The organism is Micromonospora sp. NPDC050695 (assembly GCF_040654415.1).
Taxonomy (GTDB): domain Bacteria; phylum Actinomycetota; class Actinomycetes; order Mycobacteriales; family Micromonosporaceae; genus Micromonospora.
Genome location: NZ_JBFAHZ010000019.1, coordinates 1 through 25,218 on the forward strand (window position 1 = coordinate 1; position 25,218 = coordinate 25,218).

23 protein-coding genes and 1 rRNA gene are annotated in these 25,218 nt (G+C 71.8%); 16 read left to right on the forward strand and 8 right to left on the reverse strand.

Annotated features, from left to right (window positions below; genetic code table 11):
• A 5S ribosomal RNA gene (gene rrf / locus AB0H52_RS16750) occupies positions 1 to 91 on the forward strand; the annotation flags it as partial.
• A gap of 168 nt (positions 92 to 259) precedes the next feature.
• Here the strand turns inward: rrf and AB0H52_RS16755 are convergent.
• A complete protein-coding gene (locus tag AB0H52_RS16755; RefSeq protein WP_151492427.1) occupies positions 260 to 946 on the reverse strand; it encodes a hypothetical protein in 687 nt (228 codons plus the stop codon).
• A gap of 70 nt (positions 947 to 1,016) precedes the next feature.
• On the opposite strand from AB0H52_RS16755, the gene AB0H52_RS16760 reads away from it, so the two are divergent.
• Genes AB0H52_RS16760 through AB0H52_RS16770 form a run of 3 tightly spaced genes read left to right on the forward strand, consistent with a single transcriptional unit; the run spans position 1,017 to position 5,448 of the window.
• Positions 1,017 to 3,635 carry a valine--tRNA ligase gene (locus tag AB0H52_RS16760; protein WP_151492428.1) on the forward strand — a complete coding sequence of 873 codons (2,619 nt, stop codon included), beginning with the start codon at positions 1,017 to 1,019 and terminating at the stop codon, positions 3,633 to 3,635.
• A complete protein-coding gene (locus tag AB0H52_RS16765; RefSeq protein WP_151492429.1) occupies positions 3,632 to 4,966 on the forward strand; it encodes a folylpolyglutamate synthase/dihydrofolate synthase family protein in 1,335 nt (444 codons plus the stop codon). Before AB0H52_RS16760 ends, AB0H52_RS16765 begins: the two co-directional genes overlap by 4 nt.
• Positions 4,963 to 5,448, forward strand: a complete 486-nt coding sequence (locus tag AB0H52_RS16770; protein ID WP_357948321.1) for a DUF4233 domain-containing protein — start codon at positions 4,963 to 4,965, stop codon at positions 5,446 to 5,448. Before AB0H52_RS16765 ends, AB0H52_RS16770 begins: the two co-directional genes overlap by 4 nt.
• A 6-nt stretch (positions 5,449 to 5,454) precedes the next feature.
• Here AB0H52_RS16770 and AB0H52_RS16775 read toward each other — a convergent pair whose 3' ends face one another.
• Positions 5,455 to 6,822, reverse strand: coding sequence for a VOC family protein (locus tag AB0H52_RS16775; RefSeq protein WP_151492431.1), 1,368 nt, complete (start codon positions 6,820 to 6,822; stop codon positions 5,455 to 5,457).
• A 142-nt stretch (positions 6,823 to 6,964) separates the two neighbouring features.
• Here AB0H52_RS16775 and ndk point away from each other — a divergent pair, with 142 nt between their 5' ends.
• Positions 6,965 to 7,390 carry a nucleoside-diphosphate kinase gene (ndk, locus tag AB0H52_RS16780; RefSeq protein WP_151492432.1) on the forward strand — a complete coding sequence of 142 codons (426 nt, stop codon included), beginning with the start codon at positions 6,965 to 6,967 and terminating at the stop codon, positions 7,388 to 7,390.
• Between the two features lie 9 nt (positions 7,391 to 7,399).
• On the opposite strand, the gene sigJ is transcribed toward ndk, so the two are convergent.
• The 3 genes from sigJ to AB0H52_RS16795 form a co-directional block, all read right to left on the reverse strand.
• The gene (gene sigJ, locus AB0H52_RS16785) at positions 7,400 to 8,275 is read right to left on the reverse strand and encodes an RNA polymerase sigma factor SigJ (protein WP_151492433.1); all 876 of its coding nucleotides are present in this window, start codon (positions 8,273 to 8,275) and stop codon (positions 7,400 to 7,402) included.
• The gene (locus AB0H52_RS16790) at positions 8,272 to 8,712 is read right to left on the reverse strand and encodes a carboxymuconolactone decarboxylase family protein (protein WP_357948326.1); all 441 of its coding nucleotides are present in this window, start codon (positions 8,710 to 8,712) and stop codon (positions 8,272 to 8,274) included. The genes sigJ and AB0H52_RS16790 overlap by 4 nt, the downstream gene beginning before the upstream one ends.
• Before the next feature lie 103 nt (positions 8,713 to 8,815).
• The gene (locus AB0H52_RS16795; protein ID WP_357948329.1) at positions 8,816 to 9,997 is read right to left on the reverse strand and encodes an acyltransferase; all 1,182 of its coding nucleotides are present in this window, start codon (positions 9,995 to 9,997) and stop codon (positions 8,816 to 8,818) included.
• Between the two features lie 139 nt (positions 9,998 to 10,136).
• Here AB0H52_RS16795 and AB0H52_RS16800 point away from each other — a divergent pair, with 139 nt between their 5' ends.
• Positions 10,137 to 11,687, forward strand: a complete 1,551-nt coding sequence (locus AB0H52_RS16800; protein WP_151492435.1) for an alkaline phosphatase D family protein — start codon at positions 10,137 to 10,139, stop codon at positions 11,685 to 11,687.
• A gap of 12 nt (positions 11,688 to 11,699) precedes the next feature.
• Here the strand turns inward: AB0H52_RS16800 and AB0H52_RS16805 are convergent, their stop codons facing one another.
• A complete protein-coding gene (locus AB0H52_RS16805; RefSeq protein WP_357948452.1) occupies positions 11,700 to 11,885 on the reverse strand; it encodes a hypothetical protein in 186 nt (61 codons plus the stop codon).
• 168 nt (positions 11,886 to 12,053) lie between these two features.
• Entirely contained in the window at positions 12,054 to 13,073 is a 1,020-nt protein-coding gene (locus tag AB0H52_RS16810) for an ArsR family transcriptional regulator (protein WP_151493111.1), read from the reverse strand.
• Between the two features lie 309 nt (positions 13,074 to 13,382).
• Between AB0H52_RS16810 and ileS the strand changes: the two genes are divergently transcribed.
• The gene (gene ileS / locus AB0H52_RS16815; protein ID WP_357948333.1) at positions 13,383 to 16,553 is read left to right on the forward strand and encodes an isoleucine--tRNA ligase; all 3,171 of its coding nucleotides are present in this window, start codon (positions 13,383 to 13,385) and stop codon (positions 16,551 to 16,553) included.
• A gap of 98 nt (positions 16,554 to 16,651) precedes the next feature.
• Positions 16,652 to 17,341 carry a lysophospholipid acyltransferase family protein gene (locus AB0H52_RS16820; RefSeq protein ID WP_357948336.1) on the forward strand — a complete coding sequence of 230 codons (690 nt, stop codon included), beginning with the start codon at positions 16,652 to 16,654 and terminating at the stop codon, positions 17,339 to 17,341.
• Positions 17,342 to 17,500: 159 nt separating this feature from the next.
• On the opposite strand, the gene AB0H52_RS16825 is transcribed toward AB0H52_RS16820, so the two are convergent.
• Positions 17,501 to 18,808: a hypothetical protein gene (locus tag AB0H52_RS16825; protein ID WP_357948339.1), complete on the reverse strand. Its 1,308-nt coding sequence runs from the start codon at positions 18,806 to 18,808 to the stop codon at positions 17,501 to 17,503.
• Positions 18,809 to 18,915: 107 nt separating this feature from the next.
• On the opposite strand from AB0H52_RS16825, the gene AB0H52_RS16830 reads away from it, so the two are divergent.
• The 8 genes from AB0H52_RS16830 to AB0H52_RS16865 all read left to right on the forward strand — a co-directional run bounded on the left by AB0H52_RS16830 (position 18,916) and on the right by AB0H52_RS16865 (position 25,211).
• Entirely contained in the window at positions 18,916 to 20,964 is a 2,049-nt protein-coding gene (locus AB0H52_RS16830; protein WP_357948342.1) for a TIGR03960 family B12-binding radical SAM protein, read from the forward strand.
• A gap of 133 nt (positions 20,965 to 21,097) precedes the next feature.
• On the forward strand, positions 21,098 to 21,406 hold the full coding sequence (locus AB0H52_RS16835; RefSeq protein WP_151492887.1) for a hypothetical protein: 309 nt from the start codon (positions 21,098 to 21,100) through the stop codon (positions 21,404 to 21,406).
• Positions 21,407 to 21,465: 59 nt separating this feature from the next.
• Entirely contained in the window at positions 21,466 to 22,200 is a 735-nt protein-coding gene (locus AB0H52_RS16840) for a hypothetical protein (RefSeq protein WP_357948345.1), read from the forward strand.
• Between the two features lie 21 nt (positions 22,201 to 22,221).
• Positions 22,222 to 22,632, forward strand: coding sequence for a YbaB/EbfC family nucleoid-associated protein (locus AB0H52_RS16845; RefSeq protein ID WP_151492885.1), 411 nt, complete (start codon positions 22,222 to 22,224; stop codon positions 22,630 to 22,632).
• The gene (locus tag AB0H52_RS16850) at positions 22,629 to 22,997 is read left to right on the forward strand and encodes a YbaB/EbfC family nucleoid-associated protein (RefSeq protein WP_357948349.1); all 369 of its coding nucleotides are present in this window, start codon (positions 22,629 to 22,631) and stop codon (positions 22,995 to 22,997) included. The genes AB0H52_RS16845 and AB0H52_RS16850 overlap by 4 nt, the downstream gene beginning before the upstream one ends.
• The gene (locus AB0H52_RS16855) at positions 22,987 to 23,181 is read left to right on the forward strand and encodes a hypothetical protein (RefSeq protein WP_151492883.1); all 195 of its coding nucleotides are present in this window, start codon (positions 22,987 to 22,989) and stop codon (positions 23,179 to 23,181) included. Before AB0H52_RS16850 ends, AB0H52_RS16855 begins: the two co-directional genes overlap by 11 nt.
• A 115-nt stretch (positions 23,182 to 23,296) precedes the next feature.
• Positions 23,297 to 23,737, forward strand: a complete 441-nt coding sequence (locus AB0H52_RS16860) for a hypothetical protein (RefSeq protein WP_151492882.1) — start codon at positions 23,297 to 23,299, stop codon at positions 23,735 to 23,737.
• 10 nt (positions 23,738 to 23,747) lie between these two features.
• A complete protein-coding gene (locus AB0H52_RS16865; protein WP_151492881.1) occupies positions 23,748 to 25,211 on the forward strand; it encodes a hypothetical protein in 1,464 nt (487 codons plus the stop codon).
• Positions 25,212 to 25,218 lie beyond the last annotated feature (7 nt).

Genomic DNA, 25,218 nt, shown 5'->3' on the forward strand with positions numbered 1-25,218 from the left:
GCCCGGTAACATTCCGAACCCGGAAGCTAAGCCCTCCAGCGCCGATGGTACTGCACTCGTGAGGGTGTGGGAGAGTAGGACGCCGCCGGACAATCATTCCAGAAAAGGTCACCCCGCAGGGGGTGGCCTTTTCTGCGTTTCCGAGGCTTCTGCGCAACCCTGGTTGTGGTGACCGACTCGGTGATATCGGGGTGTCCCGGGGCGGGGCTCCCCCGATATCACCGAAACCGAGTCGGTCAACGAGATTCGGGCGGGTGGGTCAGTCGCGGGTCTGCATTCCGGCGCGGAGGTGGCGCATCAGGCCGCCGGCGTCGCTGACCGAGCGCCCCGGAAACATCGCCATCACCACGCTGCCGTGATCGGCCCAGCCGCACACCGCGAAGTCGCCGCCCTCGCCGCTGGTGCTGCCACACTTCATGACGCCGCCCAGGTCGCCCGCGGGCAGCTCGCGCAGCCCGCTCACCGCGCCCGTCTCGTCGGACATCAGGCCGAACAGGCTGTCCAGGTCCCGTTCCGGCTGCCAGAGCAGGGTGGTGCCCCCGAAGATCAGGACGGACCGCTTGTCGTCGGCCGGGTCGCGGTAGACCGCGCCGAAGCTGCGGTCCAGCTCGATGTCGGCCGCCAGGCCGCTGCGCAGGTAGTCGGCGGTGCTCTTCGCCCGTTCGCTGTCGTCGCGGGTCAGGCCCGCCACCTGGTCCGGCGAGGTCAGGGCGGTGTCCTTCTGCTGCGCCACCCGCCACCCGCCGACGCCGAGGACCCCGGCTCCGGCCAGACCGACCACCAGCGCCACCGCCCAGCCGACCTTGCGTCGCCGCGACCAGCCGGCCTGCCGCTCGTCGGGGTCGCCCCCGGGGTCACGGGTGCTCAGCCGGATCGGCTCGTCGGTCAGCTCGACGGGCTCGCGACCGCCGTCGAGCGGGCGCTCGGTGAGATGTGCGTCGGACATAGCCGACACCGTACGCGAATGGCAGGTGGCGCACGTCGGGTCCGCCGAAGCCCTCCGTAGACTTTCACGAGTGACCGACAGACTCGATGCCCAACGCCCCGATGCACCCGCCCTGGCCGGCCAGTACCAGCCCGGTGAGGTAGAGCAGCGACGGTACGAGCAGTGGGTAGCCGCCGGGCACTTCCGGGCCTCCGCCGACAGCGACAAGCCGCCCTTCACCATCGTCATCCCGCCGCCGAACGTCACCGGCTCCCTGCACATGGGTCACGCGTTCGAGCACACGCTGATGGACGCGTTGACCCGTCGCAAGCGGATGCAGGGCTTCGAGGCGCTGTGGCTGCCCGGCATGGACCACGCCGGCATCGCCACCCAGAACCTGGTCGAGCGTCAGCTCGCCGCCGAGGGCCTGTCCCGCCACGATCTCGGGCGGGAGAAGTTCGTCGAGCGGGTGTGGCAGTGGAAGGCCGAGTCCGGTGGGGCGATCCTCGGGCAGATGCGGCGCCTCGGCGACTCCGTCGACTGGGACCGTGAGCGCTTCACCATGGACGAGGGTCTGACCCGCGCCGTCCAGACGATCTTCAAGAAGCTCTTCGACGAGGGCCTCATCTACCGGGCCAACCGGATCATCAACTGGTGTCCGCGGTGCCTGACCGCGCTCTCCGACATCGAGGTCGAGCACACCGACGACGACGGTGAGCTGATCTCCATCCGGTACAGCGACGAGGTCGTGGTGGCCACCACCCGGGCCGAGACGATGCTGGGCGACACCGCCGTCGCGGTGCACCCCGACGACGAGCGGTACCAGCACCTGATCGGCACCGAGGTCGAGCTGCCGCTCACCGGCCGCCGCATCCCGATCGTCGCCGACGCGCACGTCGACCCGTCGTTCGGCACCGGCATGGTCAAGGTGACGCCGGCGCACGACCCGAACGACTTCGAGATCGGCCAGCGCCACGACCTGCCCGCGCTCACCGTGATGGACGAGCGTGGCGTGATCACCGTGCCCGGCCCCTTCGAGGGGCTGGACCGGTTCGAGGCGCGGCCGGCGATCGTGGCGGCGCTGCGCGAGCAGGGCCGGATCGTGGCCGAGAAGCGGCCGTACGTGCACGCGGTCGGGCACTGCTCGCGGTGCAAGACGACCGTCGAGCCGCGGCTGTCGTTGCAGTGGTTCGTCAACACGGCGCCGCTGGCCCAGGCCGCCGGCGACGCGGTGCGCGACGGCCGGGTGCGTATCGAGCCCGCCGAGCTGGCCAAGCGCTACTTCGCCTGGGTCGACAACATGCACGACTGGTGCATCTCCCGCCAGCTGTGGTGGGGGCACCGGATCCCCGTCTGGTACGGCCCGCAGGGTGAGATCGTCTGCGTCGGCCCGGACGAGCAGCCGCCGACCGGGGACGGCTGGCGGCAGGACGAGGACGTGCTGGACACCTGGTTCTCCAGCGCGCTGTGGCCGTTCTCCACCCTCGGCTGGCCCGAGCAGACGGTGGATCTCGCGAAGTTCTACCCGACGAGTGTCCTGGTCACCGGCTACGACATCCTCTTCTTCTGGGTCGCCCGGATGATGATGTTCGGCCTGTACGCGATGGACGGCAAGCAGCCGTTCGACGTGGTGGCCCTGCACGGCATGGTCCGGGACGAGCACGGCAAGAAGATGTCCAAGTCGTTCGGCAACGTGGTCGACCCGCTGGACTGGATCGACCGGTTCGGCGCCGACGCCACCCGGTTCACCCTGGCCCGCGGCGCGAACCCCGGGCAGGACGTGCCGGTCAGCGAGGACTGGTGCCAGGGCTCCCGCAACTTCTGCAACAAGCTCTGGAACGCCACCCGGTTCGCCCTGATGAACGGGGCGCACACGACCGGCGAGCTGCCGGCCGCCGAGCGGCTCTCCACCGTCGACCGGTGGATCCTGTCCCGACTCGCGCACGTCACCGCCGAGGTCGACGAGCAGTTCGAGGCGTACGAGTTCGCCAAGGTGTGTGACCTGCTCTACCACTTCGCCTGGGACGACGTCTGCGACTGGTACGTGGAGCTGAGCAAGCCGGTGCTCGCCGAGGGCGGTGAGCGGGCCGAGACCACCCGCCGGGTGCTCGGGCACGTGCTGGACCAGCTGCTGCGGCTGCTGCACCCGGTGATCCCGTTCGTCACCGAGGAGCTGTGGCTCGCGCTGACCGGTGGGGAGACGGTGCAGACGGCCGCCTGGCCGGTGGCCGACCGTACGCTGGTCGACGATGCCGCCGAGGCCGAGTTGGCCAGTGTGCAGCGGGTGGTCACCGAGATCCGTCGGTTCCGGTCCGACCAGGGGCTGCGCCCGACGCAGCGGGTGGCCGCCCGGTTGGACGGGCTGGCCGGGGCGGGTATCGCCGCTCACGAGCCGCTGATCCGCTCGCTGGTCCGGCTGGACCCGGCCGGCGACGACTTTCAGGCCAGCGCCACGCTGGCCATGCCCGGCGCGGTCGGTGTCGCGTTGGACACCCGGGGGTCGATTGACGTGGCCGCCGAGCGGGCCCGCCTCACCAAGGACCGCGCGGCGGCTGAGAAGGAGGTCGCGCAGGCCCGGGCGAAGCTCGGCAACCCGGCCTTCATCGGCAAGGCCCCCGAGCCGGTGGTCGCGAAGATCCGCGACCGGCTCGCCATCGCCGAGGCCGACCTGGTCCGGATCGACGCTGCTCTGGAGACGCTTCCCTCGTGACCGACCGTACCGATTTCGCCGCCGTCGAGGCCGAGCTGGCCGCCCGGGGCTTCACCCGCATGGTCTTCGAGCTGGACCGGATCGAGTCGCTGCTCGACCTGCTCGGCAGTCCACAGCGGGCGTACCCGTCGATCCACCTGACCGGCACCAACGGCAAGACGTCCACCGCTCGCATGATCGACTCGCTGTTGCGGGCGTTCGGGCTGCACACCGGCCGGTACACCAGCCCGCACCTGGAGACGGTGCGGGAGCGGATCAGCCTGGACGGGGAGCCGGTCAGCGAGGAGCGGTTCGCGGCGGTGTACCGGGAGGTCAAGCCGCTGGCGGAGCTGGTCGACGCGCGGTCCGACGAGCCGCTGACCTACTTCGACATGACCACCGCGCTGGCGTTCGCCACGTTCGCCGACGCGCCGGTCGACATCGCGGTGGTGGAGGTGGGTCTCGGCGGCGCCGAGGACGCCACGAACGTGATCCAGGCCGGGGTCTGCGTGATCACCCCGATCGGCCTGGACCACACCGAGTGGCTCGGTGACACGCTCCAGGACATCGCGCTGGCCAAGGCCGGCATCATCCACCAGGGCGCCACCGTCATCGCGGCGGCGCAGGAGGAGGAGGCCGCGCGGCCTCTCCTGGAGCGCTGCGCCGAGGTGGGCGCCACCATCGCCCGGGAGGGCGCCGAGTTCGGGGTGTTGAGTCGGGCCATCGCGGTCGGCGGTCAGGTGCTCAGCCTGCAGGGGCTGGGCGGTGTCTACGACGACGTGTTCATCCCGTTGCACGGCGCGCACCAGGCGCAGAACGCCGCCGTGGCGCTCGCCGCCGTGGAGGCGTTCCTGGGCGCGGGGACCACGCGGCAGCTGGATGTCGAGGCGGTCCGGGAGGGCTTCGCCTCGACCAGTTCCCCGGGGCGGCTGGAACGGGTCCGCAACGCGCCGACCATCCTGCTGGACGGCGCGCACAACCCGCACGGCATGGCTGCCACCGTGACGGCGCTGCAGGAGGAGTTCGCGTTCAGCAAGCTGGTGGCGGTGCTCGGCGTACTCGCCGACAAGGACGCGTCGAGCCTGCTGGAGCTGCTGGAACCGGTCATCGACGTGGTGGTGGTGACCCGCAACAGCTCGCCGCGGGCGATGCCGACGGAGGAACTCGCCGCGCTGGCCGTGGAGATCTTCGGCGAGGAGCGGGTCGAGTCGGCCGACGAGATGCCGGACGCGATCGAGGTGGCGGTGGCGCTGGCCGAGGAGGACGTCCCCGGTGAGTTGAGCGGGGTCGGCGTGCTGGTCACGGGGTCGGTGGTGACGGTGGCCGACGCCCGTCGGCTGCTGGTGCGATGACCGGCCCGGAGCGGAACTCCCGCGCCACCGACGGGCCGAGCGGGGCGTCGCCCGACCAGGCCAGGCCCGGGGCCTCAGGGGAGGCGCACGCGGCCGATCAGCCTGGGGAGGCGCAGCCGGCCGATCAGCCGGGCGGGCAGCCGCGCCGGTCGGGGCTGCGTGACCCGCAACGGGCGGTACGCGGACTGGGCGCCGGGACGCTCGGCCTGGAGGCGCTGGTGCTGCTGCTGGCCATCCAGCCGATCCGGGTGGTCGGGGGTGACCTGAGCGGCGCGGCGATCGGCGCGGTGGTGGCCCTGGCGGTGGCCGCCATCCTGGTCGCCGGCATGATGCGCCGCCCCTGGGCGTGGCACGCCGGTACCGTGCTCCAGGGCCTGCTGCTGTTGGCCGGCCTGCTGCACTGGTCGCTGTTCGCGCTGGGCGTCATCTTCGCGCTGGTGTGGGCGTACGCGGTGCACGTCCGCCGGGTCATCCTCGGCTGACCCGGCTCAGGCGTCGGCCCGTTCGCGCCACTGGGTGAGGGCGATGCCGTGGCCGTCCGGGTCGCGGAAGGCCGCCGCCCACACCTCCAGCTTGCTGCCCCGGTTGACCACCCGTGGGGCGTACGTGAAGCGGACGCCCGAGCCGCGCAACCGCTCGTACGCCGCCTCGATGTCGTCGACCTCGAGGTTGACGTGGACGAGCCGGCGGCTGATCGGGGCGGCCCCGGTGACCTCGCGCAGCACCAGTCGGGTCGTGCCGGAGGCGAGCACGGCGTTGCCCGCCCCCTGGTCGACCTCGGTGAAGCCGAGCATGTCGCGGTAGAAGCCGAGGGACCGGTCCAGGTCGGTGACCAGCAGGGTGAGGCCCACCCCGCTGATCGGGCCGGCCGGGTCCGCCGTGGTGCCCCCGTCGAACCCGAAGATCGCCTCGTCGAGTTCCTCGGCGGTGACGGGCCCGGTCGTCGTCGCCGTGCCCGAGGTGGGATCGTCCAGGGGCAGGTCGAGCGGGTCCAGAGGGTCCGTCGCGGCGGAGCCGGAACGTTGGGCGGGAGCCGGGTCGAAGCGTTCGGCCTCGGGCTGGTCGAAGCGCTCCTCGGCGGGCGGGCGCGGTGCCGGGGTGGCCCGTCGGGGCAGCCCGCCCGTGGTCGGCTGGCCGGCCGGCTGTTCGACGACGACACCCTCCAGCACCACCGGGCCGCCCGGGCTCTGGTGCATCACCACCGCCTCGCGCTCCTCCGGGTCGACACCCGGGTCGTCGCGCAGCGGATCGGCGCGCAGCGGGTCCGGGCCGAGCGGGTCACGGAACGGGTCCGGGCCGAACTGGTCGCGGAAGTCGTCGTCCGGCGCGCGGTCGGCCCACGGTGGGGCGTCCTGCTGGATCAGCATCTCGTCCAGGGGTTCGGCGTCGGCGAACTCCGGCGGGAGGTCGGCGACGGCCGCCGACTCGGCGTGCGTCGCCACCTCGTCCCAGAGGACCTTGACGTGCCGCTGGTCGTCGAGCGCGACCCGGATCGGCAGGGTCTGGCCCAGCGACGGCCACTTCGACACCGGCACCCGTGGCTCGATGATCTTCTTGGATCGCGGCGGCAGGCCGGGGGCATCGATCACCAGTTGCAGCTCGCAGCGGCCGAACGCGTACTGGGTGGGTGGTTCGGACGCGCTGTGCACGTGCCCGACGCCGACCACCCAGGTGCGCCCACCGCCTTTTACGGTGGCCAGCGCGATCGCCAGCACCAGCAGGGCGACCCCGATCGCCACGATGGGCCAACTGGTCATGCCGAGGCCGAAGAGGACGACGAACGTGGCCACGGTGCCGAGCACCGTGCCGATCAGCTTGCGTACCGGCGCGATGGGCCGGTTCCCGCCATTCGCCACAGTGGACCTCCCGGGGGTCAGGGCCAGGCTAGGCCGGATCGGCCACCGGGGGAAAGACCGGCCGCCGCGCCGGGGCCGGGACCGGGTCGCTAGGCTGACCGTACCGATCCCGAGCGTCCAGCGCGTACAGGAGGAACCCAGCGTGTCCAGCAACAGCCCGGATGAGCGTAGCCTCGTTCTGATCAAGCCCGACGCGGTCCGCCGCGGCCTGGTCGGCGAGGTCCTCTCCCGCTTCGAGCGCAAGGGGCTGCGAATCGACGCGATGGTGCACCGGACGATGGACGCCGCGCTCGCCGACGCGCACTACGCCGAGCACGTCGACAAGGCGTTCTACCCGCCGCTGAAGGACTTCATGACCGGCGGCCCGCTGGTCGCCCTGGTGCTCTCCGGCGATGAGGTCATCGACGTCGTCCGCGGGCTGGTCGGCGCGACCGACGGCCGCAAGGCCGCCGCCGGCACGATCCGGGGCGACCTGTCGCTGTCCAACCGGGAGAACCTGGTGCACGCCTCCGACTCACCGGACAGCGCCAAGCGCGAGATCGCGCTCTGGTTTCCCGAGCTGGGCTGACGCTCCGCTTCAGCCGGCCGGGGGCAGTTTCGTCGGATTGCCGACCAGGTAGATCCCGGTGATCCGGCCCTCGGCCGCGGTGACGGTCAACGCGTACCGGTTGCCGTCGTCGCGGGTGAGCAGCGCGGCGGGTTCCCCGTTGAGTTCCAGCCTGCGGGTCGTCCAGCGCCGGTGGGGGCCGTAGATCCCGGCGAAGAACCGGGAGATCCGTTCCGAGCCGGTGATCGGGTTGCGGGCCGCCCGCACCCGTCCACCACCGTCGCTCCAGGCGATGGCATCTCCGGCGACCAGTCCGGTGAGCGTCGCCAGGTCACCGTCGCGGGCTGCGGCCAGGAACGCGTCGAGCAGCCGCTCCCGTTCCGACCGGCTGGCGGTGAACCGCCGCTGCTCCTGCCGTACCCGGGTCACCGCCCGGTGGTGCAGCTGCCGGCAGTCCGCGGGAGTCCGGTCCAGGATCTCCGCGATCTCGGTGTACGGCAGTTCGAAGGCGGTGTGCAGGACGTACACGGCACGCTCCGGCGGGGTGAGCCGTTCCAGCACGTGCAGCAGCGCGGTCGAGAGCGAGTCACGCAGCTCGACGCGGTCCAGTGGGCCGAACGGTGACGGCACGGTCGGCACCGGCTCCGGCAGCCACGTCCCCACGTACCTCTCGCGGGCCGCCTGTCGGGCCCGCAGCCGGTCCAGGGCCAGCCGGGTGACCACCCGGGACAGGTACCGACGGGGCTCGTCCACCGTCGAGCGGTCCACGCCCAGCCACCGCAGGTACGTCTCCTGGAGCACGTCCTCGGCGTCGTGGCGGCTGCCGAGCAGCCGGTAGGCGAGCCCGAGCAGCATCGGCCGGTGCGCCTGCAGCGCACCGGCCGCCTCTGCCGCCGCGTTGGTCACACGTGCGCCGGAGGCTCCAGGCGCATCGTCACCCCGATCCGGTTCCACACGTTGATTGTGGCGATCGCGAAGACCAGGTCGGCCAGTTCCTTCTCCGACCAGACCTTCGCGGCGGCGTCCCACACCTCGTCGGGCACCCCGTGCTCGCCGAGCTGGGTGACCGCGTCGGTGAGCGCCAGCGCGGCCCGTTCCCGCTCGTCGAAGAACGGCGCCTCCCGCCAGGTGGCGACCGCGAACAGCCGACGGCTCGACTCGCCGTTGGCGAGGGCGTCCCGGCTGTGCATGTCCACGCAGTACGCACATCCGTTGATCATCGACGCGCGCAGCTTGATCAGTTCCAGCACGGTGTGGTCGACGTTCGTCTGGACGTACTTCTCCATCCCCATGACCGCCTGGTACGCCTGCGGCGCCACCTGGGTCGGGTTCATCCGTTGCACGACTACCTCCCTGATCGGTCCGATACCGTCACGACGGATCGGCCGGGGTGGGCCGTGACAACCGTGGCTGTGACCCCGCTCATGCCCGGGAGGCGGTGCTGGATCAGCCGCGGCCCGCCGGCACGGTGTCCGCCAGCACCTCCCGCGTCGGGGGGATCTGGACGTCCTCGGCGGCCGTGGCGGACGGGGTGGGCGTGGTGGGCGTGGTGGGCGTGGTGCCGTCGCTGTCGCGCGGACCACGCCGGGTCACCCGGGCGGCCAACCGGCGCCCCACCTCGATCATGGGTAGCTCGACCCAGCGGTAGAGCACGTCCGCGACGATCAGCGCCACCACCACGGCGCCCAGGAAGACGGCGGTGCTGCGCCGGCCCATGGCCGGCAGCAGGCCCACCGCCACCCGCGCCGCGATGGACTGGATCAGATACATCGAGTACGACCGCTCGCCGATGAAGACCAGCGGACGTAGCCCCAGCCCGCGGGCGAGCACGCTGCGCGAGAGCAGGGGCGGCAGCAGCAGCGCGGCAGCGGCGGCGTACGTGCCGATCAGCGCCTCCTGGCCGAACCGGATCGGCCAGTACTGCACGGCCACCTGGAACACGATGAAGACCACGATCGCGGCGGTCGCCGTCACCGGGTGGGTCAACGGCCGAACCAGCGCGAAGCCTCGCGGGTGGTGCATCACCACGGCGGTGAGGCAGCCGAGCAGGATCGCCACGTAGTGGATCGGCCAGCTCAGCCAGGCGATGTCCGGCGGGATCATCGCGATGAAGAGCACGAGCAGACCGGCCGTGACCGCGAGCCGGCGGCGGAAGGCGGCGGTCACCAGGACGAACGCGATGGCCGGCCAGAACAGGTAGAACTTCTGCTCGATGCCGATCGTCCAGGAGTGCAGGTACGGCGCGGTCCCGGGCAGGAGTTCGTTGATGAAGAGCAGGTAGTACTTCATCAGGCGTTCGATCGTCTCGGCGCTGCCGCTGAGCCGGGCCAGGCCCCAGGTCAGGAAGAGCACGAGCAGGTAGACCGGCATGATCCGGAAGAACCGCCGCAGGTAGAACGCGCGCAGCGACACCCTGCCGTACCGGTGCTCCTCACGCAGCAGCAGCGTCGTGATCAGGAAGCCGGAGAGCACGAAGAACAGGTGGACGCCGATCCAGCCGGTCAGCCACTTCCAGGACGGGCCGCCGTAGTGGAAGGCGAAGACCATGATCGCCGCCACCGCCCGCAGCCCGTCCAGCGCGGGAAACCGGCGCATGGCCTGAAATTCGTCGTATCGAAGCGAACGCACCGGCGAAGTTTGCGTGAGCGCGCCACCGGGGGTCAAGCCGACCGGACGACTGGCGTTCACGTTCGCGTCACCCGGGCCGCCGCTCACGGTCGCCTCCGACCGATAGACCGACGTGGTCAACCCATGATCGGGAGGAAGAATGACCGAGCTTGATCGACGTACCCTGCTGCAGGCCGGCCTGGTGGCCGGGGCCGGAGTCGCCGGCGGCGCCCTGCTGGGTGGCGCCGGGGCGAACGCCGCTCCGGCCTGGCGCCCGGCGGGACGCCCGGTCCTCACCCACGGGGTGCAGAGCGGCGACGTGACCGCGGACTCGGCGCTGGTGTGGACGCGGGCCGACCGGCCGGGTCGGATGCTGGTCGAGGTGAGCCGCCGGCCGGACTTCCGCGGCGCGCGGACGCTGCGCGGCCCGGTGCTGGCCCCGACCGGCGACTTCACCGGAAAGGTCCGGCTGCGGGGCCTGCCGGACGGCGAGCGGCTGCACTACCGGGTCCGGGTGGAGAGCCTGGACCGGCACGGCGTGGTCAGCGAGCCGCTGACCGGTTCGCTGACCACCGCCCCGGGGCGGCACCAGCGACGTGACGTCAGGTTCGTCTGGACCGGGGACATCGTCGGGCAGGGCTGGGGAATCGACCCGACCTACGGCGGAATGTCGATCTTCCGGGCGATGCGCGAGACCCGGCCGGACTTCTTCCTGTGCAGCGGCGACACCGTGTACGCCGACGGCCCGCTGGTCGAGTCGGTGACGCTGCCCGACGGGCGGATCTGGCGCAACCTGGTCACCCCGGAGAAGAGCAAGGTCGCCGAGACGCTGGCCGAGTACCGGGGGCAGTTCGCGTACAACCTGCTCGATGAGCACCTGCGGGAGTTCGCGGCGGCGGTGCCGCAGATCAACCAGTGGGACGACCACGAGGTGCTCAACAACTGGTACCCGGGGGAGATCCTGGACGACCCGCGCTACACCGAGCAACGGGTCGACGTGCTCGCCGCCCGGGCGAGTCAGGCGTTCCACGAGTGGCTGCCCGTGCCGGACAACGGGCCGCTGTACCGGCGGCTGTCGTACGGGCCGCTGCTGGACGTGTTCGTGCTCGACATGCGGACTCACAAGGACCCCAACGACGGCAACACGTACGCCGACCCGAAGCGTGGTCTGCTCGGCCGGGAGCAGCGGGAGTGGCTGATCCGGGAGCTGAAGAGGTCCACCGCGACCTGGAAGGTGATCGCCAACGACCTGCCGATCGGGGTCGTGGTGCCGGACGGTCCGACCGCCCAGGAGGGTGTCGCGCAGGGCGACCCGGGCGCGCCGGCCGGGCGTGAGCTGGAATTCGCCGAGGTGCTGCGGGCCACCCACCGGGCCGGGGTGACCGGCATGGTCTTCCTGACCGCCGACGTGCACTACTCGGCCGCCCACCACTACGACCCGTCGCGCGCCGCGGTCGGCGACTTCACGCCGTTCTGGGAGTTCGTCTCCGGTCCGGCGCACGCCGGCGCGTTCGGCCCGAACGCGTTGGACGGCACGTTCGGCCCGCAGGCGGCCTTCGTGCACGCCCCGCCACGGGCGAACACCTCCCCGGCGGAGGGCTTCCAGCACTTCGGCGAGGTGTCCATCGACGGCGAGTCCGAGGCCCTGACGGTCCACCTGCGTGACCGGGACGGCACCTCCCTCTGGAGCACGACCCTCCCCGCCCCCTGACCCCTTGGTTGATCATGGCGTTGTCGCCGCGGCACCCCGACGGGGGCGGCGGCAACGCCATGATCGACGGGGTCGGGCGGGTGGACGGCCTCCCCGGGCGGTCGGGATGAGCAGGGTGCTCAGCAGCTCGATGGTCGCGGTCGTGCCAGCGCCGTTCGGTCCGAGCAGGCCGAACAGCTCCCCGTTGCCAACCGTCAGGTCGACGCCGCGGACTGCCTGATCCTCCCGACGCTGGGGTCGTCACCATCCCCTGCGGCTGCGGTACGTGCGGCTCACCCCGACCGCCTCGATCGCGTGTTCGCTCGCGACACGCAGGCTAGAAGCGACCGGGACGGGTGCGAAACGAATTCGGATCGAGCCGAATGCTCAGGCCGAGGCGCTCACCGGCTCGTCACCGATGAGCTGCACCAGCGCCAGTCCGGCCGGTTCCAGGCCGTAGAGCACCCGTCGGCCCGCCCGGCGGCGGTGCACCACGCCGGCGGCCAGCAGAGCGGAGAGCTGCTCCGACACGGTGCTCGGGGCGAGCCCCAGAGTGGCCGCGAGACCGGCGGTGGTGGCCGGCCGCACCAGGGCCCGCAGCACCTGGGCGCGACCCCGGCCGACCAGCACCGCCAACCGATCCGTGGCCGGTGCGGTCCGGGGTGCCGAGGTGGGCCCACCCTCGGCGAGCACCACCGCCCCGCGCGCCTGGTAGGAGACGGCGACGATCTCCGGATGGTCGGTGGCGCAGACGAGTGCTCCCTGCGAGAAGATCAGGGGAATCAGCAGCAGCCGCTGGTCCACCGCCACGAACTGCTGCTCCGACGGCTTCACCAGCGTCAACACCGGCTTGTCCCAGCGCACCCGCTCGTGCAGGTCGGCCAGCAGGGCGTCCGGACCGTCGGCGGCGAGCGCCCGAGCCCGGTGCAGGACCTCCTCGTCCAGCGCTGCCCGCATCGCCGGCCACCACGGCGCGATGGCCGCCTCCCAGTACGCCTCGATGCCGTCGGCGAGCCGGTCCAGGGCGGCCCGCCGGTCCGTGACGAACGGGCCCAGCCACTCCGGCAGGTCGTCCGGGTCGTAGTAGCGGGGGATCTGCTCGGCGATCACCTCAGCCGGCGTCGCCCGCAGTTCGGCGAGTTGTTCGGCCAGGGTCGGCGCGGCCGACGTGGGGATCGGGCTGAGGAAGTCCGGTGCGGGTAGGCCGACGGTCAGCAGCCGGGCCGGCGCGGCCGCCGGCACCTCGTCGAGCACCCGCCGTGCGTGCCGCGCCCAGGCGGTGTACGGCCAGGGCACCTCTTTCGGAGGCCGGCGCAGCACGAACAGGCTGGTCAGCACCTCCCAGAGCGGGCTGGTGGCGATCCGGGTACGGCCCAGCGTCGGCTCGTCCAACTCGATCCGGATCACCCGGCCAGCCTAGGGTGCCGGCGCGCGCGTTTACTCGGCGGCGGTGCGGTGGGTGGGTCTTGTATCGTTGACGGCCGTAAGGCGATGACCCGGCCATCACCGGTGAGCCTCCGGAAGAACAGCCGGGCAACCGGCCCAGTAGAACCGGACGGGTGCGGCCCGTCACAGCCGGCAATGAGCGGGCGGTCGATCCTGACCGCCAAGCGGGGTGGTACCGCGGGCCACCGGGAGCGCCGTTCGAGGCGTACCCCGGATGGTTCGTCCTCGCAGACCCACGTTGCGTGAGCTGCATGAGGAGAGCGACCCCCGATGGCCTATCCGTTGCACGACCCGACCGCCGCCGGTGTCCCGGCGAGCCCGGACCTGCCCGCGGTCGAGCGCCGGGTGCTGGAGCACTGGACGGCCGACAAGACCTTCGAAGCCTCCGTCGAGGCCCGTCCCGCCGGTGACGACGGCAAGAACGAGTACGTCTTCTACGACGGCCCGCCGTTCGCCAACGGCCTGCCGCACTACGGCCACCTGTTCACCGGGTACGTCAAGGACGTGGTGCCGCGCTACCAGACCATGCGCGGGCGGCACGTCGAGCGGCGCTTCGGCTGGGACTGCCACGGCCTGCCCGCCGAGGTGGTGGCCGAGAAGCAGCTCGGCATCACCAGCAAGGCGGAGATCATCGACCTGGGCGTGGCCCGGTTCAACGAGGCCTGCCGCACCTCGGTGCTGGAGTTCACCCAGGACTGGGAGCGGTACATCAACCGGCAGGCCCGCTGGGTCGACTTCGCCAACGACTACAAGACCCTCGACCTGGACTACATGGAAAGCGTCATGTGGGCCTTCAAGACCCTGCACGACAAGGGTCTGATCTACGAGGGCTTCCGGGTGCTGGCGTACTGCTGGCGGTGTGAGACCCCCCTGTCGAACACCGAGACCCGGATGGACGACGTCTACCGGGACCGGCACGACCCGACGCTGTCGGTGTGGTTCGGGCTGACCGCCGACGAGTCCGCCCCGGAGCTGGTGCGCGGGCCGGTCAGGCTGGGCGTCTGGACGACCACGCCGTGGACCCTGCCGTCGAACCTGGCGCTCGCCGTCGGCCCGGACATCGAGTACGCGGTGCTGGAGCACCGGGGTTCCCCCGACCGCGAGGGCAGCGGGGAGCGCTACGTCGTCGGCGCGGCGCGGCTGTCCGCGTACGCCAAGGAACTGGACGGGTACGAGCAGGTCGGCACGGTGTACGGCCGCGACCTGGTCGGCCGCCGCTACACGCCGCTGTTCGACTTCCTCGTCGAGCAGGCCGGGGACAACGCCTACCAGGTGCTCGGCGCGGAGTTCGTCACCACCGAGGACGGCACCGGGATCGTGCACCTCGCCCCGGCGTTCGGTGAGGACGACCAGAACGTCTGCAACGCCGCCGGCATCCCCACCATCGTCACCGTGGACGACCACACCCGGTTCACCGCGCTGGTCCCGCCGTACCAGGGTGAGCAGGTCTTCGACGTCAACAAGCCGGTGATCCGGGAGCTGAAGGAGCGGGGGGTGGTGCTCAAGCAGGACACCTACACCCACTCGTACCCGCACTGCTGGCGCTGCGACACCCCGCTGGTCTACAAGGCGGTGTCCTCGTGGTTCGTCGCGGTGACCCAGTTCCGGGACCGGATGGTCGAGCTGAACCAGGAGATCAACTGGACGCCCGGCCACATCAAGGACGGCTCGTTCGGCAAGTGGCTGGCCAACGCCCGCGACTGGTCGATCAGCCGGAACCGGTTCTGGGGCTCCCCGATCCCGGTGTGGAAGTCCGACGACCCGAACTACCCGCGCCTGGACGTCTACGGCTCGCTGGCCGACATCGAGCGGGACTTCGGCGTACGCCTGAGCGACCTGCACCGGCCGGCGGTGGACGACCTGGTCCGCCCCAACCCGGACGACCCGACCGGCCAGTCGATGATGCGTCGGGTGCCGGAGGTGCTGGACTGCTGGTTCGAGTCCGGGTCGATGCCGTTCGCCCAGGTGCACTACCCGTTCGAGAACGCGGACTGGTTCGAGCACCACTACCCGGGTGACTTCATCGTCGAGTACATCGGGCAGACCCGCGGCTGGTTCTACACGATGCACGTGCTGGCCACCGCGCTGTTCGACCGGCCGGCGTTCCGCAACTGCCTCAGCCACGGCATCCTGCTCGGCTCGGACGGCCGCAAGATGTCCAAGAGCCTGCGCAACTACCCGGACGTCTACCACGTCTTCGACGCGTACGGCTCGGACGCGATGCGCTGGATGCTGATGTCCTCGCCGGTGCTGCGCGGCGGCGACATGGCGGTCACCGAGGCGGGGATCCGCGACGCCGTCCGGCAGGTGCTGCTACCGCTGTGGAACGTCTGGTACTTCTTCTCGCTGTACGCCAACGCCGACGGCTACACCGCCCGCCGCCGCACGGACTCCACGCACCTGCTCGACCGCTACGTGCTGGCGAAGACCAACGAGCTGGTGTCGACGGTCGGCGCGCAGATGGAGGCGTACGACATCTCCGGCGCCTGCGCCACCGTCCGCTCCTACCTGGACGCGCTGACCAACTGGTACGTGCGCCGCTCCCGGGACCGGTTCTGGTCCGGTGACGCCAACGCGTTCGACACCCTGTCGACCGTGCTGGAGACGCTGTGCCGGGTGGTGGCTCCGCTGGCGCCGCTGACCGCGGAGGAGATCTGGCGCGGGCTCACCGGGGAGCGTTCGGTGCACCTGACCGACTGGCCGGAGGCGAGCGAGTTCCCGGCCGACCACGACCTGGTCGCCGCGATGGACGCCACCCGGGCGGTCGCCTCGGCGGCGCTGTCGCTGCGCAAGGCCAAGGGTCTGCGGGTGCGGCTGCCGCTGTCGAAGCTGACCGTCGCCTCGCCGGCGGCGGAGCAGCTGCGTCCGTTCGCCGACCTGGTCGCCGACGAGGTCAACGTGAAGGCCGTGGAGTTCAGCGCGGAGCTGGCCGCGTACTGCGAGCAGGTGCTGACCGTGGTGCCCCGGGCTCTCGGCCCGCGGGTCGGCAAGCAGGTGCAGCAGGTGATCAAGGCGGTCAAGGCGGGCGACTGGGAGCTGGTCGACGGCGCCCCGGTGGCCGCCGGCGTCACCCTGGCCGAGGGCGAGTACGAGTTGCGCCTGGTCGCCGCCGACGCCGAGCACTCCGCGCCGCTGCCCGGCGGTGAGGGCGTGGTGGTGCTGGACACCGAGGTCACCCCGGAACTGGCCGCCGAGGGGCTGGCCCGGGACGTGGTGCGGGTCGTGCAGCAGGCCCGCCGGGACGCCGACCTGGACGTCTCGGACCGGATCGTGGTGTCGGTGTCGGCCTCCGAGGAGGTGCGCGCGGCGGTGGCCGCGTACATCGACTTCGTGTCCGGGGAGGTGCTGGCCGACTCGGTGGACTTCGCCGAGGGCCTCGACGGCTTCGCCGGCGAGGTGGGCGAGGGCGAGGGCGTGACGGTCACCGTCCGCCGGGTGTGACGTACCGGGGCGGGCGCCCTCGCCACCTCCATCGGGGGGAGCGTGAGGGCGTCCGCTACCGTGACACCGCCTGAATCCGCACGACCGCCGGAGGACCAGTGCCCCTGCTCTACACCATCGGCAAGTTGACCGTGGCGCCCACGCTGCGGTTGGCGTTCCGCCCGACCGTGGAGGGTCTGGAACACGTGCCGGAGACCGGCGGAGCGATCTTCGCCGGCAACCACCTCTCGGTGGCCGACGAACTGTTCCTCGGCACGGTCGTGCCCCGGCACCTGGCGTTCTGGGCGAAGTCGGAGTACTTCAAGGGCACCGGCGTGAAGGGCGCGATCTCGAAGTTCGTCCTCACCGGCCTGGGCGCGATTCCGGTCGAGCGGGCCGGTGGGCGGGCCGCGCTGTCCGCGTTCGACGCGGCGATCCCGGCGCTCAAGGGCGGCGACCTGGTGGTGGTCTACCCGGAGGGCACCCGCTCCCCGGACGGCAAGCTCTACCGGGGTCGGACCGGGGCGGCCCGGCTGGCCATCGCCGCCGGCGTGCCGATCATCCCGGTCGGCATGATCGGCACGGACAAGGCACAGCCGATCGGGGCCCGGGTGCCCCGCCCCGGCACCGCCAAGATCACGGTCCGGTTCGGCAAACCGCTGGACTTCAGCGGCCGGCCCGACGACCGCACCTCGCTGCGGCAGATGACCGACGAGATGATGAGCGAGATCCAGAAGCTCACCGGCCAGGAGTACGTGCCCCGCTACGCCCCGCCGCGCGCCCACCCGGACCCCACCCGCGACGCCTGACCCCGCGGCGGCAACGCCCGCCTAGCGGCCCGCCATGCACGTCGCCGCCGGTCGGCTGCGCCCCATGAGCCGGCACCGTGTCATCGGTCAGCAGGAGCAACCGCCGGCACCGTGTCATCCGTCGGCCGGAGCAACCGCCGGCACGCCGACGGCGCCACCTCAGCCCCGTTCGGGCTGGACGATCTGGGCGCGCAGGGTGGCCAGCAGGGCGGCGCTGTCGGCGACCGAGAGCCGGGTGAACACGCCGGTGGCGATGCTGCCGTGGTCGACCGAGGTGCAGACCACCACGTCGCTGCCGTCCGCCCGGCCGACCGCGCAGCGCTCGTGCCTGCCGCGCACACCGGTGTCCACGGTTTCGGGGGCGTCCAGCGCGTACCGGTCGGTGAGCCGACTGATCTCGGCCTCCGCGTCCGACTCCGGGCTCAGGCGGAAGCCGGTGCCGCCGAAGACCGTCACCCGCTTGCCGCTGGTCGTGGAGTAGACGCCGGCGAAGGTGTCCTCGGCCAGCCAGTGCTGCTGGCGTACCTCGCTCTCCAACTGCCGGGCGGTGTCGGCGCTGCGGTTGTCCTGCCGCAGGCTGAGGTCCTCCACCTGCTCGGGCAGAGCCGCGCGGACCGGGTACTGGGCCGAGATCGGGAACCCGTAGTAGGCGGGGCAGCCGCAGCAGCACGCCAGCGTGAGCAGCAGCAGCCACGGCCAGCGGCGTCGACGCCGAACCGGGACCGGCACGTACCCCTTGGGGGCCTGCCAGCCCGGTGGCGCCGCGGAGCGCCGGCCCCGACGCTGCTTCGGTACGGGGGCCGGCGCGGGCGGTGACATCGGCCGGGCCGGCGGCGGCGCGGGCGACATCGGCCGGGCCGGCGGGACCGGCCGCGCGGCCGGTGGCGACACCGGGTGCGAACCGATCGACGGAGCGGGCGGACCGGACCACTGCCGGGTCGCCGGCGGCGTGGGGTAGGGCAATGTCGGGGGCAGTGGGGGCAACTCGGCGGACGGCAGGTCCCAGCCGCCGGTGTCCACGCCGGCCCACGGGTCGACCGGGGTGCGGTGCTCCGGAGGCTCGTGGGGCACGGGTGGCGGCGGAGTCGACTCGCTCGACGCGCCCCAGGTCCGCCGGCGCGGCAGCAGGGGAGGCACCGGCGCGGAACCACTCCACCTGGGCGCGGGAGCCTCCGCGGTCGCGGCCGTGTCCTGCTCGACGGCCGTGTCCTGCTCGACGGCCGTGCGCTGCTCGACGGCCGTGTCCTGCTCAGCGGCCGTGCGCTGCTCAGCGGCGGGCGAGCCCTCCGGTTCGGGCTGGTCCGAGAGGTCCGGCTGGTCCGAGGGTTGCGGCAGGTCCGAGGGGTCCGGCTGGTCCGAGGGTACGGGTGGGGAGGTCGGCTCGTCGGCGACCGCCCGGTCCCGCTCCGGCTCCGCGCCCGGGGTGCTCCCGTCGGCCGGCCGTGCTCCCGGCTGGGGCTCCGGCATCGCGGCAATCTCCTCTCGCGCCGGTCCGAGGTTAATACCGCGCCGCCACCACCGCAGACCGGGCGTGCGCGCGGTCACCGGCGGGTGGGCGCGTACCCTTGGGCATCATGAGTGCCCCGTCCACGACGCCGCGCGCGGCCGCGACCAATTCGAGCGACGACTCCAGCTCGGAGCGTCTGACGCCGCGCCGCGACCTGGAGCCGTCGGTCTGGCCCCGGCTGGAGCCGCTGCTCCCTCAGGTTTCCAAGCCCATCCAGTACGTCGGTGGCGAGTTGGGCGCGGTGGTCAAGGACTGGGACGCGGCGACCGTGCGCTGGGCGCTGATGTATCCCGACGCGTACGAGGTGGGCCTGCCCAACCAGGGTGTGCAGATCCTGTACGAGGTGCTCAACGAGCTGCCCGACACGCTCGCCGAGCGGACGTACGCGGTCTGGCCGGACCTGGAGAGCCTGATGCGCACGCACGGCGTGCCGCAGTTCACCGTCGACGCGCACCGGTCGGTCCGCGACTTCGACGTGTTCGGCATCTCGTTCTCCACCGAGCTGGGTTACACCAACATGCTCACCGCGATCGACCTGGCCGGCATCCCGATGCTGGCCGCCGACCGCACCGACGCCGACCCGGTGATCGTGGCTGGCGGGCATGCCGCGTTCAACCCGGAGCCGATCGCCGACTTCATCGACGCCGCGGTGCTCGGCGACGGTGAGGAGGCGGTCCTGGAGATCACCGCGATCGTCCGGGAGTGGAAGGCCGAAGGCTCCCCGGGTGGCCGCGACGAGCTGCTGCTGCGGCTGGCCCGCACCGAGAGCGTGTACGTGCCGCGCTTCTACGACGTCGACTACCTGCCCGACGGGCGCATCCAGCGGGTCGTGCCGAACCGGGCGGACGTGCCGTTCCGGGTGCACAAGCGCACGACGATGGACCTGGACGCCTGGCCGTACCCGAAGAAGCCCCTCGTGCCGCTGGCCGAGACGGTGCACGAGCGGTACGCGGTGGAGATCTTCCGGGGCTGCACCCGGGGATGCCGGTTCTGCCAGGCCGGCATGATCACCCGGCCGGTGCGGGAGCGGTCGATCACGACCGTCGGGCAGATGGTGCGCGAGGGCCTGGAGTTCTCCGGCTTCTCCGAGGTGGGCCTGCTGTCGCTCTCCTCGGCGGACCACTCCGAGATCGGTGACATGTGCTCGGGCCTGGCCCAGCAGTACGAGGGCACCAACGTCTCGCTGTCGCTGCCGTCGACCCGGGTGGACGCGTTCAACATCGACCTCGCCCAGGAGTTGTCCCGCAACGGACGGCGCACCGGTCTGACCTTCGCCCCGGAGGGCGGCTCGGAGCGGATCCGCAAGGTCATCAACAAGATGGTGTCGAAGGAAGACCTGATCCGCACCGTCGTCACCGCGTACAGCAACGGCTGGCGGCAGGTGAAGCTCTACTTCATGTGCGGCCTGCCCACCGAGACCGACGAGGACGTCCTCGAGATCGCGGACATGGCCCACGAGGTGATCAAGGCAGGTCGGGCCGCGACCGGGTCCAAGGAGATCCGCTGCACCGTCTCCATCGGCGGGTTCGTGCCGAAGCCGCACACCCCGTTCCAGTGGGCCCCGATGGAGCGTCCGGAGGTCATCGACCACCGACTCAAGATCCTCAAGCAGGCGATCAACTCGGACCGCTCGCTGGGCCGGGCCATCGGCTACCGCTACCACGACGGCGAGCCCTCGCTGATCGAGGGACTGCTCTCCCGGGGCGACCGTCGGGTCGGCTCGGTGATCCGCAAGGTGTGGGAGAACGGCGGCCGGTTCGACGGCTGGAGCGAGCACTTCTCGTACCAGCGCTGGGTGGACGCGGCGGCCGAGACGTTGCCCGCGTACGGGGTGGACCTCGACTGGTACACCACCCGTCGGCGCGACGAGCTGGAGGTCCTTCCCTGGGACCACCTGGACTCGGGCCTGGACAAGGACTGGCTCTGGCAGGACTGGCAGGACTCGCTCAGCGAGTTCGAGCAGGACGACTGCCGGTGGACGCCGTGCTTCGACTGCGGCGTCTGCCCGTCGATGGACACCGAGATCCAGATCGGCCCGACCGGTCGCAAGCTGCTCCCGCTCACCCCGCTGGGCGGCAACGGCATGAAGGTCCCGTCGGCCGGCAACCCCGCCTGACCGCCTGACCGTCTGGTGGCCGCAGAGCCGCCGGGCAGCGCCGGGTGGCGGTGAACCGCTACCCTCCATAGCCGACACGTCACCCGCCGGGCCCACGCCCGGTGGGTGACCGGCGTTCACGGAGGGAGGCGTGGTGTCCGGAGTCTCCATGAACACCGGCAAGCTCGGCGAACTCGTCTCCGAGATGTCGGAGACGGCGGAGTCGCTGCGGTCCGGTGTGCTCCCCACGATCGAGTACCTGCGGCTGCCCTCCGGTGCCGCGCCCGCGTTCGACGCCGGCTTCTCCGCCGCGTACGCCGACATGCACGAGACGACGACGCAGGCCGTGTCCGCGCTCGCCGCCGCGCTCGCCGAGGTCGCACAGGGGCTCGGCCGGGTCGTCGAGCACTACAAGACGATGGAGCAGCGGCACGGTCAGTCGTTCGACACGGCTCTGGACTGAGCGCGGTCCGGGCGACCGGGCCCGCTCCTCTTCTTCGACAGCACACGGGGGCAGCTGTTATGGACGACAACGTGGTATCCGGCGTCGACACGGCGCGCACGATCGGCCTGGATGCGGTCATCATCGCGCTGGGCGGGACACTCGCGGTGGCCGCCGAGCCGTCCGGCGCGGGGGCCCTGGCGATGGCCTTCGTCAGCCCGATCGCCGTCATGAACATCCGCAGCTGGGCGCCGTTCCAGGAGGCCGACGACAAGTGGACCGGCCTCGCCGAGGAGTTCTCGTCGCTGGCCGGCCGGCTGTCCCGGCTCAACGGCGAGGTCGACGGCCTGTGGAAGGGCGGCGGCGCCGAGGTCTTCAAGAGCTTCCTCACCACCAACGTGGTCGAGCCGCTGGACGCGCTCAAGGAACTGGCCATCACGGCCTCCGCCGGCTGCAACGGCGTCGCGGACGGCCTCGAGACGCTCTTCTGGGCCTGGTCGGTGGGCACCGGCCTCGCCATCGTCGGCTGCATCGCCGCCAACGCCGCCGGCCCGGCCGGCCCCGCCTTCAAATGGGCGATCATCGGCAGCTGGGCCGCGTTCGTGACCGGCATCATCATGGCGATCGTCGGTCTGATGCAGGCCATGCGCGGCGCGAACAGCGCGATCGGCACCGCGGTGGCCCAGCTCAAGCGGGGATTCGAGCTGACCGGGGACAAGGTCGACGCCGAGAGCGCCCGCATCGGGGACCGCTACCGGGAGATCGTCAGCGACCCGGAGAGCTGGAACAAGGAGATCGTCGTACCGGGCACCTGACATCCGACGAACGGAGCAGTGATGAGTGATGCCTACCGTAGGGCCGTCGACTCCGTCCGGGAGGTGACCCGCACCGAGGCGTACGAGCCCGCGTTGCGGCGGGCCGAGGAGGCCACCCGGGACCTCGTCGCGTTGGTGACCGAGGCCCGGGAGCGGACGTACGAGGGGTTCGACGAGACCGGGACGGTCGCGGCCGTCGTCGACGGGGCGGGCGGGGTGACGGACGTACGGATCAGCGCACGGGCCGTCCGGGACCTGCCCGCCGACCTCCTGGGCACGCACTGCCGCCAGGCGGTGACCGCGGCCCGGCTCGCCATGGCGCAGAGCATCCGGGCCAGCCTCGACGACGTCGCGGCGGAACCGGTCGACTGGGACGCCGGTGCGCCGGACCCGCTGACGGTGTGGCACGACGCGACGCGGGGGCTCCGATGAGGAGGGCCGACCTCGCGCAGCTGGTCACGGAGATGACGGCACTGCTGGAGACGGCCACCAGCGAGACCGGTCGACTGGCCCGGGAGGAGTTCGTCGGTACCGCCGCGGACGGCCTGGTGACCGCCACGGTGTCCGGCGCGAAGGAGCTGCTGGACATCTCCGTCGCCGCGCGGGCCCACCGGACGGTGGACAACAGCACGCTCGGCGAGGCGGTGGTGGAGGCGGTCCGCGCCGCCGAGGCGCTGGCCGACCAGCGCCGCTCCGAGATCATGTCCGGGCTGCGGCTCGGGGGCGTCGACGTCGACACCTTCCTCGCCGATCCGATGTCGTTGGTGCCGCGGGGGAGGACGGGCGATGAGTCCTGACAAGGCCCGTGTGCTGGTGGTGATGCTCTCGGTGGTCGCCGTGATCCTCGTGGGTCTGGTGGTCCTGGAGGTCGTCCAGGCGGTACGGAGCGAGTCGGCCTGGAGCGGCGTGGCCGTTCTCCTGGGTCCGTTGGCCCTGGTGGGGCTCGGTATCGCACTGCTGGTCCCGCAACTGCGTCGCTGACATCGACACCGGTGGCTACGATTGACGGTGGCGAGGGCTGCCTCGATGTGGTCACACTCGATACGCTGCGTTTGACATGGACCGACCCGGCGGGTCGGGAACGGGGAGGAATCGCATGGGGGACATTCCGCCGCCGAACACCGGCGATCTGCACGTCAGCGTCGAGGACCTGGACGCGGCGGCGACCTACGTCGAGCGCCTCAAGCAGTACGTCGACGACACCATCCGTTACGAGATGGAGCGCGTCAAGGAGCGGATGAAGGGCGACAGCAACAAGGCCCAGACCGTCCCGAACGGCACCCCCTTCGGCGCCTTCGAGGATGCCCGGATGCAGTGGCAGGCGCTGACCAAGTCCACGGCCAACATGGAGGCGCACCTCACGACGCTCTCCCAGCGGCTCGCCGCGCTCAAGCAGGGCACCGAGGACATCGCCAAGGCGTTCCGGGACGCCGAGGCGCGCAACGCCGCCAACGGCAAGGAGATCGAGCGGCTTCTGGACGCCGCGGCGCCGCCGCCCACGGCCGGCGGCGCACCCACGTACCCGTACACGGCCTGAGGGGGACGGCATGGCTGGAGGAACCTGGGAGCGGTGCGTCCGCGAGGTGACGCTCTCCGCAGACCCGGAGACGGTCGGCTCGGTCGGTGCGGGGTGGAGCAACCTCTCCGCCGGCCTGGGCTATCTGCGCGACGCGCTGGTCGGCCGGTCGTTCGTCGGCCCGATCGCGACCGGTCAGGAGCGCCCGCACGTCGGCGGGCTGCCCGCGATGCTCGCCGGGTGGAAGGGCAGTGGCGGCGACGCGTACCGCGAGCACCTGGGCGAGATCGGCAAGCAGATCGAGGATCTGATCACCGACGCGAGCAACGTCAGCGGCGCGCTGACGCGGATCGAGGGTGACATCCGCAGGGCGGTCGCCACGATCCCGATCCCGCTGATGGACGACTTCGGCTGGAACGAGTGGAGCCTGCCCAACGGCACCGAGCTCGACGACTCCCGCGACGGCGAGAGCACGTCGGGGTTCCTCGCCGCGCTGCGACAGGATTACCAGAGCAACCCGGGATCGTACGCCGACGGCGCGTTCCGCGACAAGGCCGACGACCTGGAAGCGACCATGAAGGTCGACGGGCAGGCCGGCGACCAGAAGCGCGGCGGCTGGTGGGACACCAAGTCCCACCTGGACAACTGGTACCGGGACAATCAGCAGGCGGCCAACACGGCGATGTCGCCGCTGCCCAAGGCGGTGTACACCGAACGTCCCAAGCTGGTCGTGCAGGACCCGGGGACCAACACGGACGTCTACCGGCCCGACGACCGGACGCCGCCGAAGGGCCGCACCGACACGGGTGACATCGGTGGGAACGGCAACGTCGACATCGGTGGCAACCCGGACATCGGCAGCAGGCCGCCCGGCGTCAGCGACACCGGCAACGGTCCCACCTCCAGCGTGGGCCCGTTCTCCCCGCCCACCACCGGTGGTCCCGGCGGCCCCTCGCCCACCGGCTCCGACCCGTTCAACCCGCCGTCCACCGGCTCGGGCTACCCGAGTGGCGACGAGGACTACAGCAGCGGCCTGGCCGGCGCCGGGCCGGGCGGCCTCGGCAGCGGGTACGGCGGCGGCCTGGGCGGCTCGGGGGTCGGAAGCGCCGGCCTGGGTGGCGCCGGCGGCGGGTTCGGTGCCGGCGGCGGCGTCGGTGCGGCCGGCGGAATCGGTGCCGGTGGCGGCGGCCTGGGCGCGGCCGGCGGGATCGGCGTGGGTGGCATCCCCGGCATGGTGGGTGGCGGTAACGGCAAGGTGCCGCCGATGACGAGCGCGGCGAACGCGTTGCGCACCGCGGCCGGTGGTGCCGGCGGCGCCGGAATGGCGGGCGGAGCGCGGGGCGGTGCCGGCATGATGGGCGGCGGCATGATGGGCGGCGCGGGTGGTGCCGGGCACGGTGGTGGCGCTACGGGCTCCGAGCACTCGTCGTGGTTGACTGAGGACGACGATCCGTGGGGCCCCGGTGACGGTGCGTCCCCGGGCATCCTGCGATGAGGACGGA

What these genes read in the sequence shown, in the direction of transcription:
- AB0H52_RS16755 (WP_151492427.1), bottom strand. Translation starts at nt 946, where the DNA reads ATGTCCGACGCACATCTCACCGAGCGCCCGCTCGACGGCGGTCGCGAG.
- AB0H52_RS16770 (WP_357948321.1), top strand. Translation starts at nt 4,963, where the DNA reads ATGACCGGCCCGGAGCGGAACTCCCGCGCCACCGACGGGCCGAGCGGG.
- AB0H52_RS16800 (WP_151492435.1), top strand. Translation starts at nt 10,137, where the DNA reads ATGACCGAGCTTGATCGACGTACCCTGCTGCAGGCCGGCCTGGTGGCC.
- ileS (WP_357948333.1), top strand. Translation starts at nt 13,383, where the DNA reads ATGGCCTATCCGTTGCACGACCCGACCGCCGCCGGTGTCCCGGCGAGC.
- AB0H52_RS16825 (WP_357948339.1), bottom strand. Translation starts at nt 18,808, where the DNA reads ATGCCGGAGCCCCAGCCGGGAGCACGGCCGGCCGACGGGAGCACCCCG.
- AB0H52_RS16830 (WP_357948342.1), top strand. Translation starts at nt 18,916, where the DNA reads ATGAGTGCCCCGTCCACGACGCCGCGCGCGGCCGCGACCAATTCGAGC.
- AB0H52_RS16840 (WP_357948345.1), top strand. Translation starts at nt 21,466, where the DNA reads ATGGACGACAACGTGGTATCCGGCGTCGACACGGCGCGCACGATCGGC.
- AB0H52_RS16845 (WP_151492885.1), top strand. Translation starts at nt 22,222, where the DNA reads ATGAGTGATGCCTACCGTAGGGCCGTCGACTCCGTCCGGGAGGTGACC.
- AB0H52_RS16850 (WP_357948349.1), top strand. Translation starts at nt 22,629, where the DNA reads ATGAGGAGGGCCGACCTCGCGCAGCTGGTCACGGAGATGACGGCACTG.
- AB0H52_RS16855 (WP_151492883.1), top strand. Translation starts at nt 22,987, where the DNA reads ATGAGTCCTGACAAGGCCCGTGTGCTGGTGGTGATGCTCTCGGTGGTC.
- AB0H52_RS16860 (WP_151492882.1), top strand. Translation starts at nt 23,297, where the DNA reads ATGGGGGACATTCCGCCGCCGAACACCGGCGATCTGCACGTCAGCGTC.
- AB0H52_RS16865 (WP_151492881.1), top strand. Translation starts at nt 23,748, where the DNA reads ATGGCTGGAGGAACCTGGGAGCGGTGCGTCCGCGAGGTGACGCTCTCC.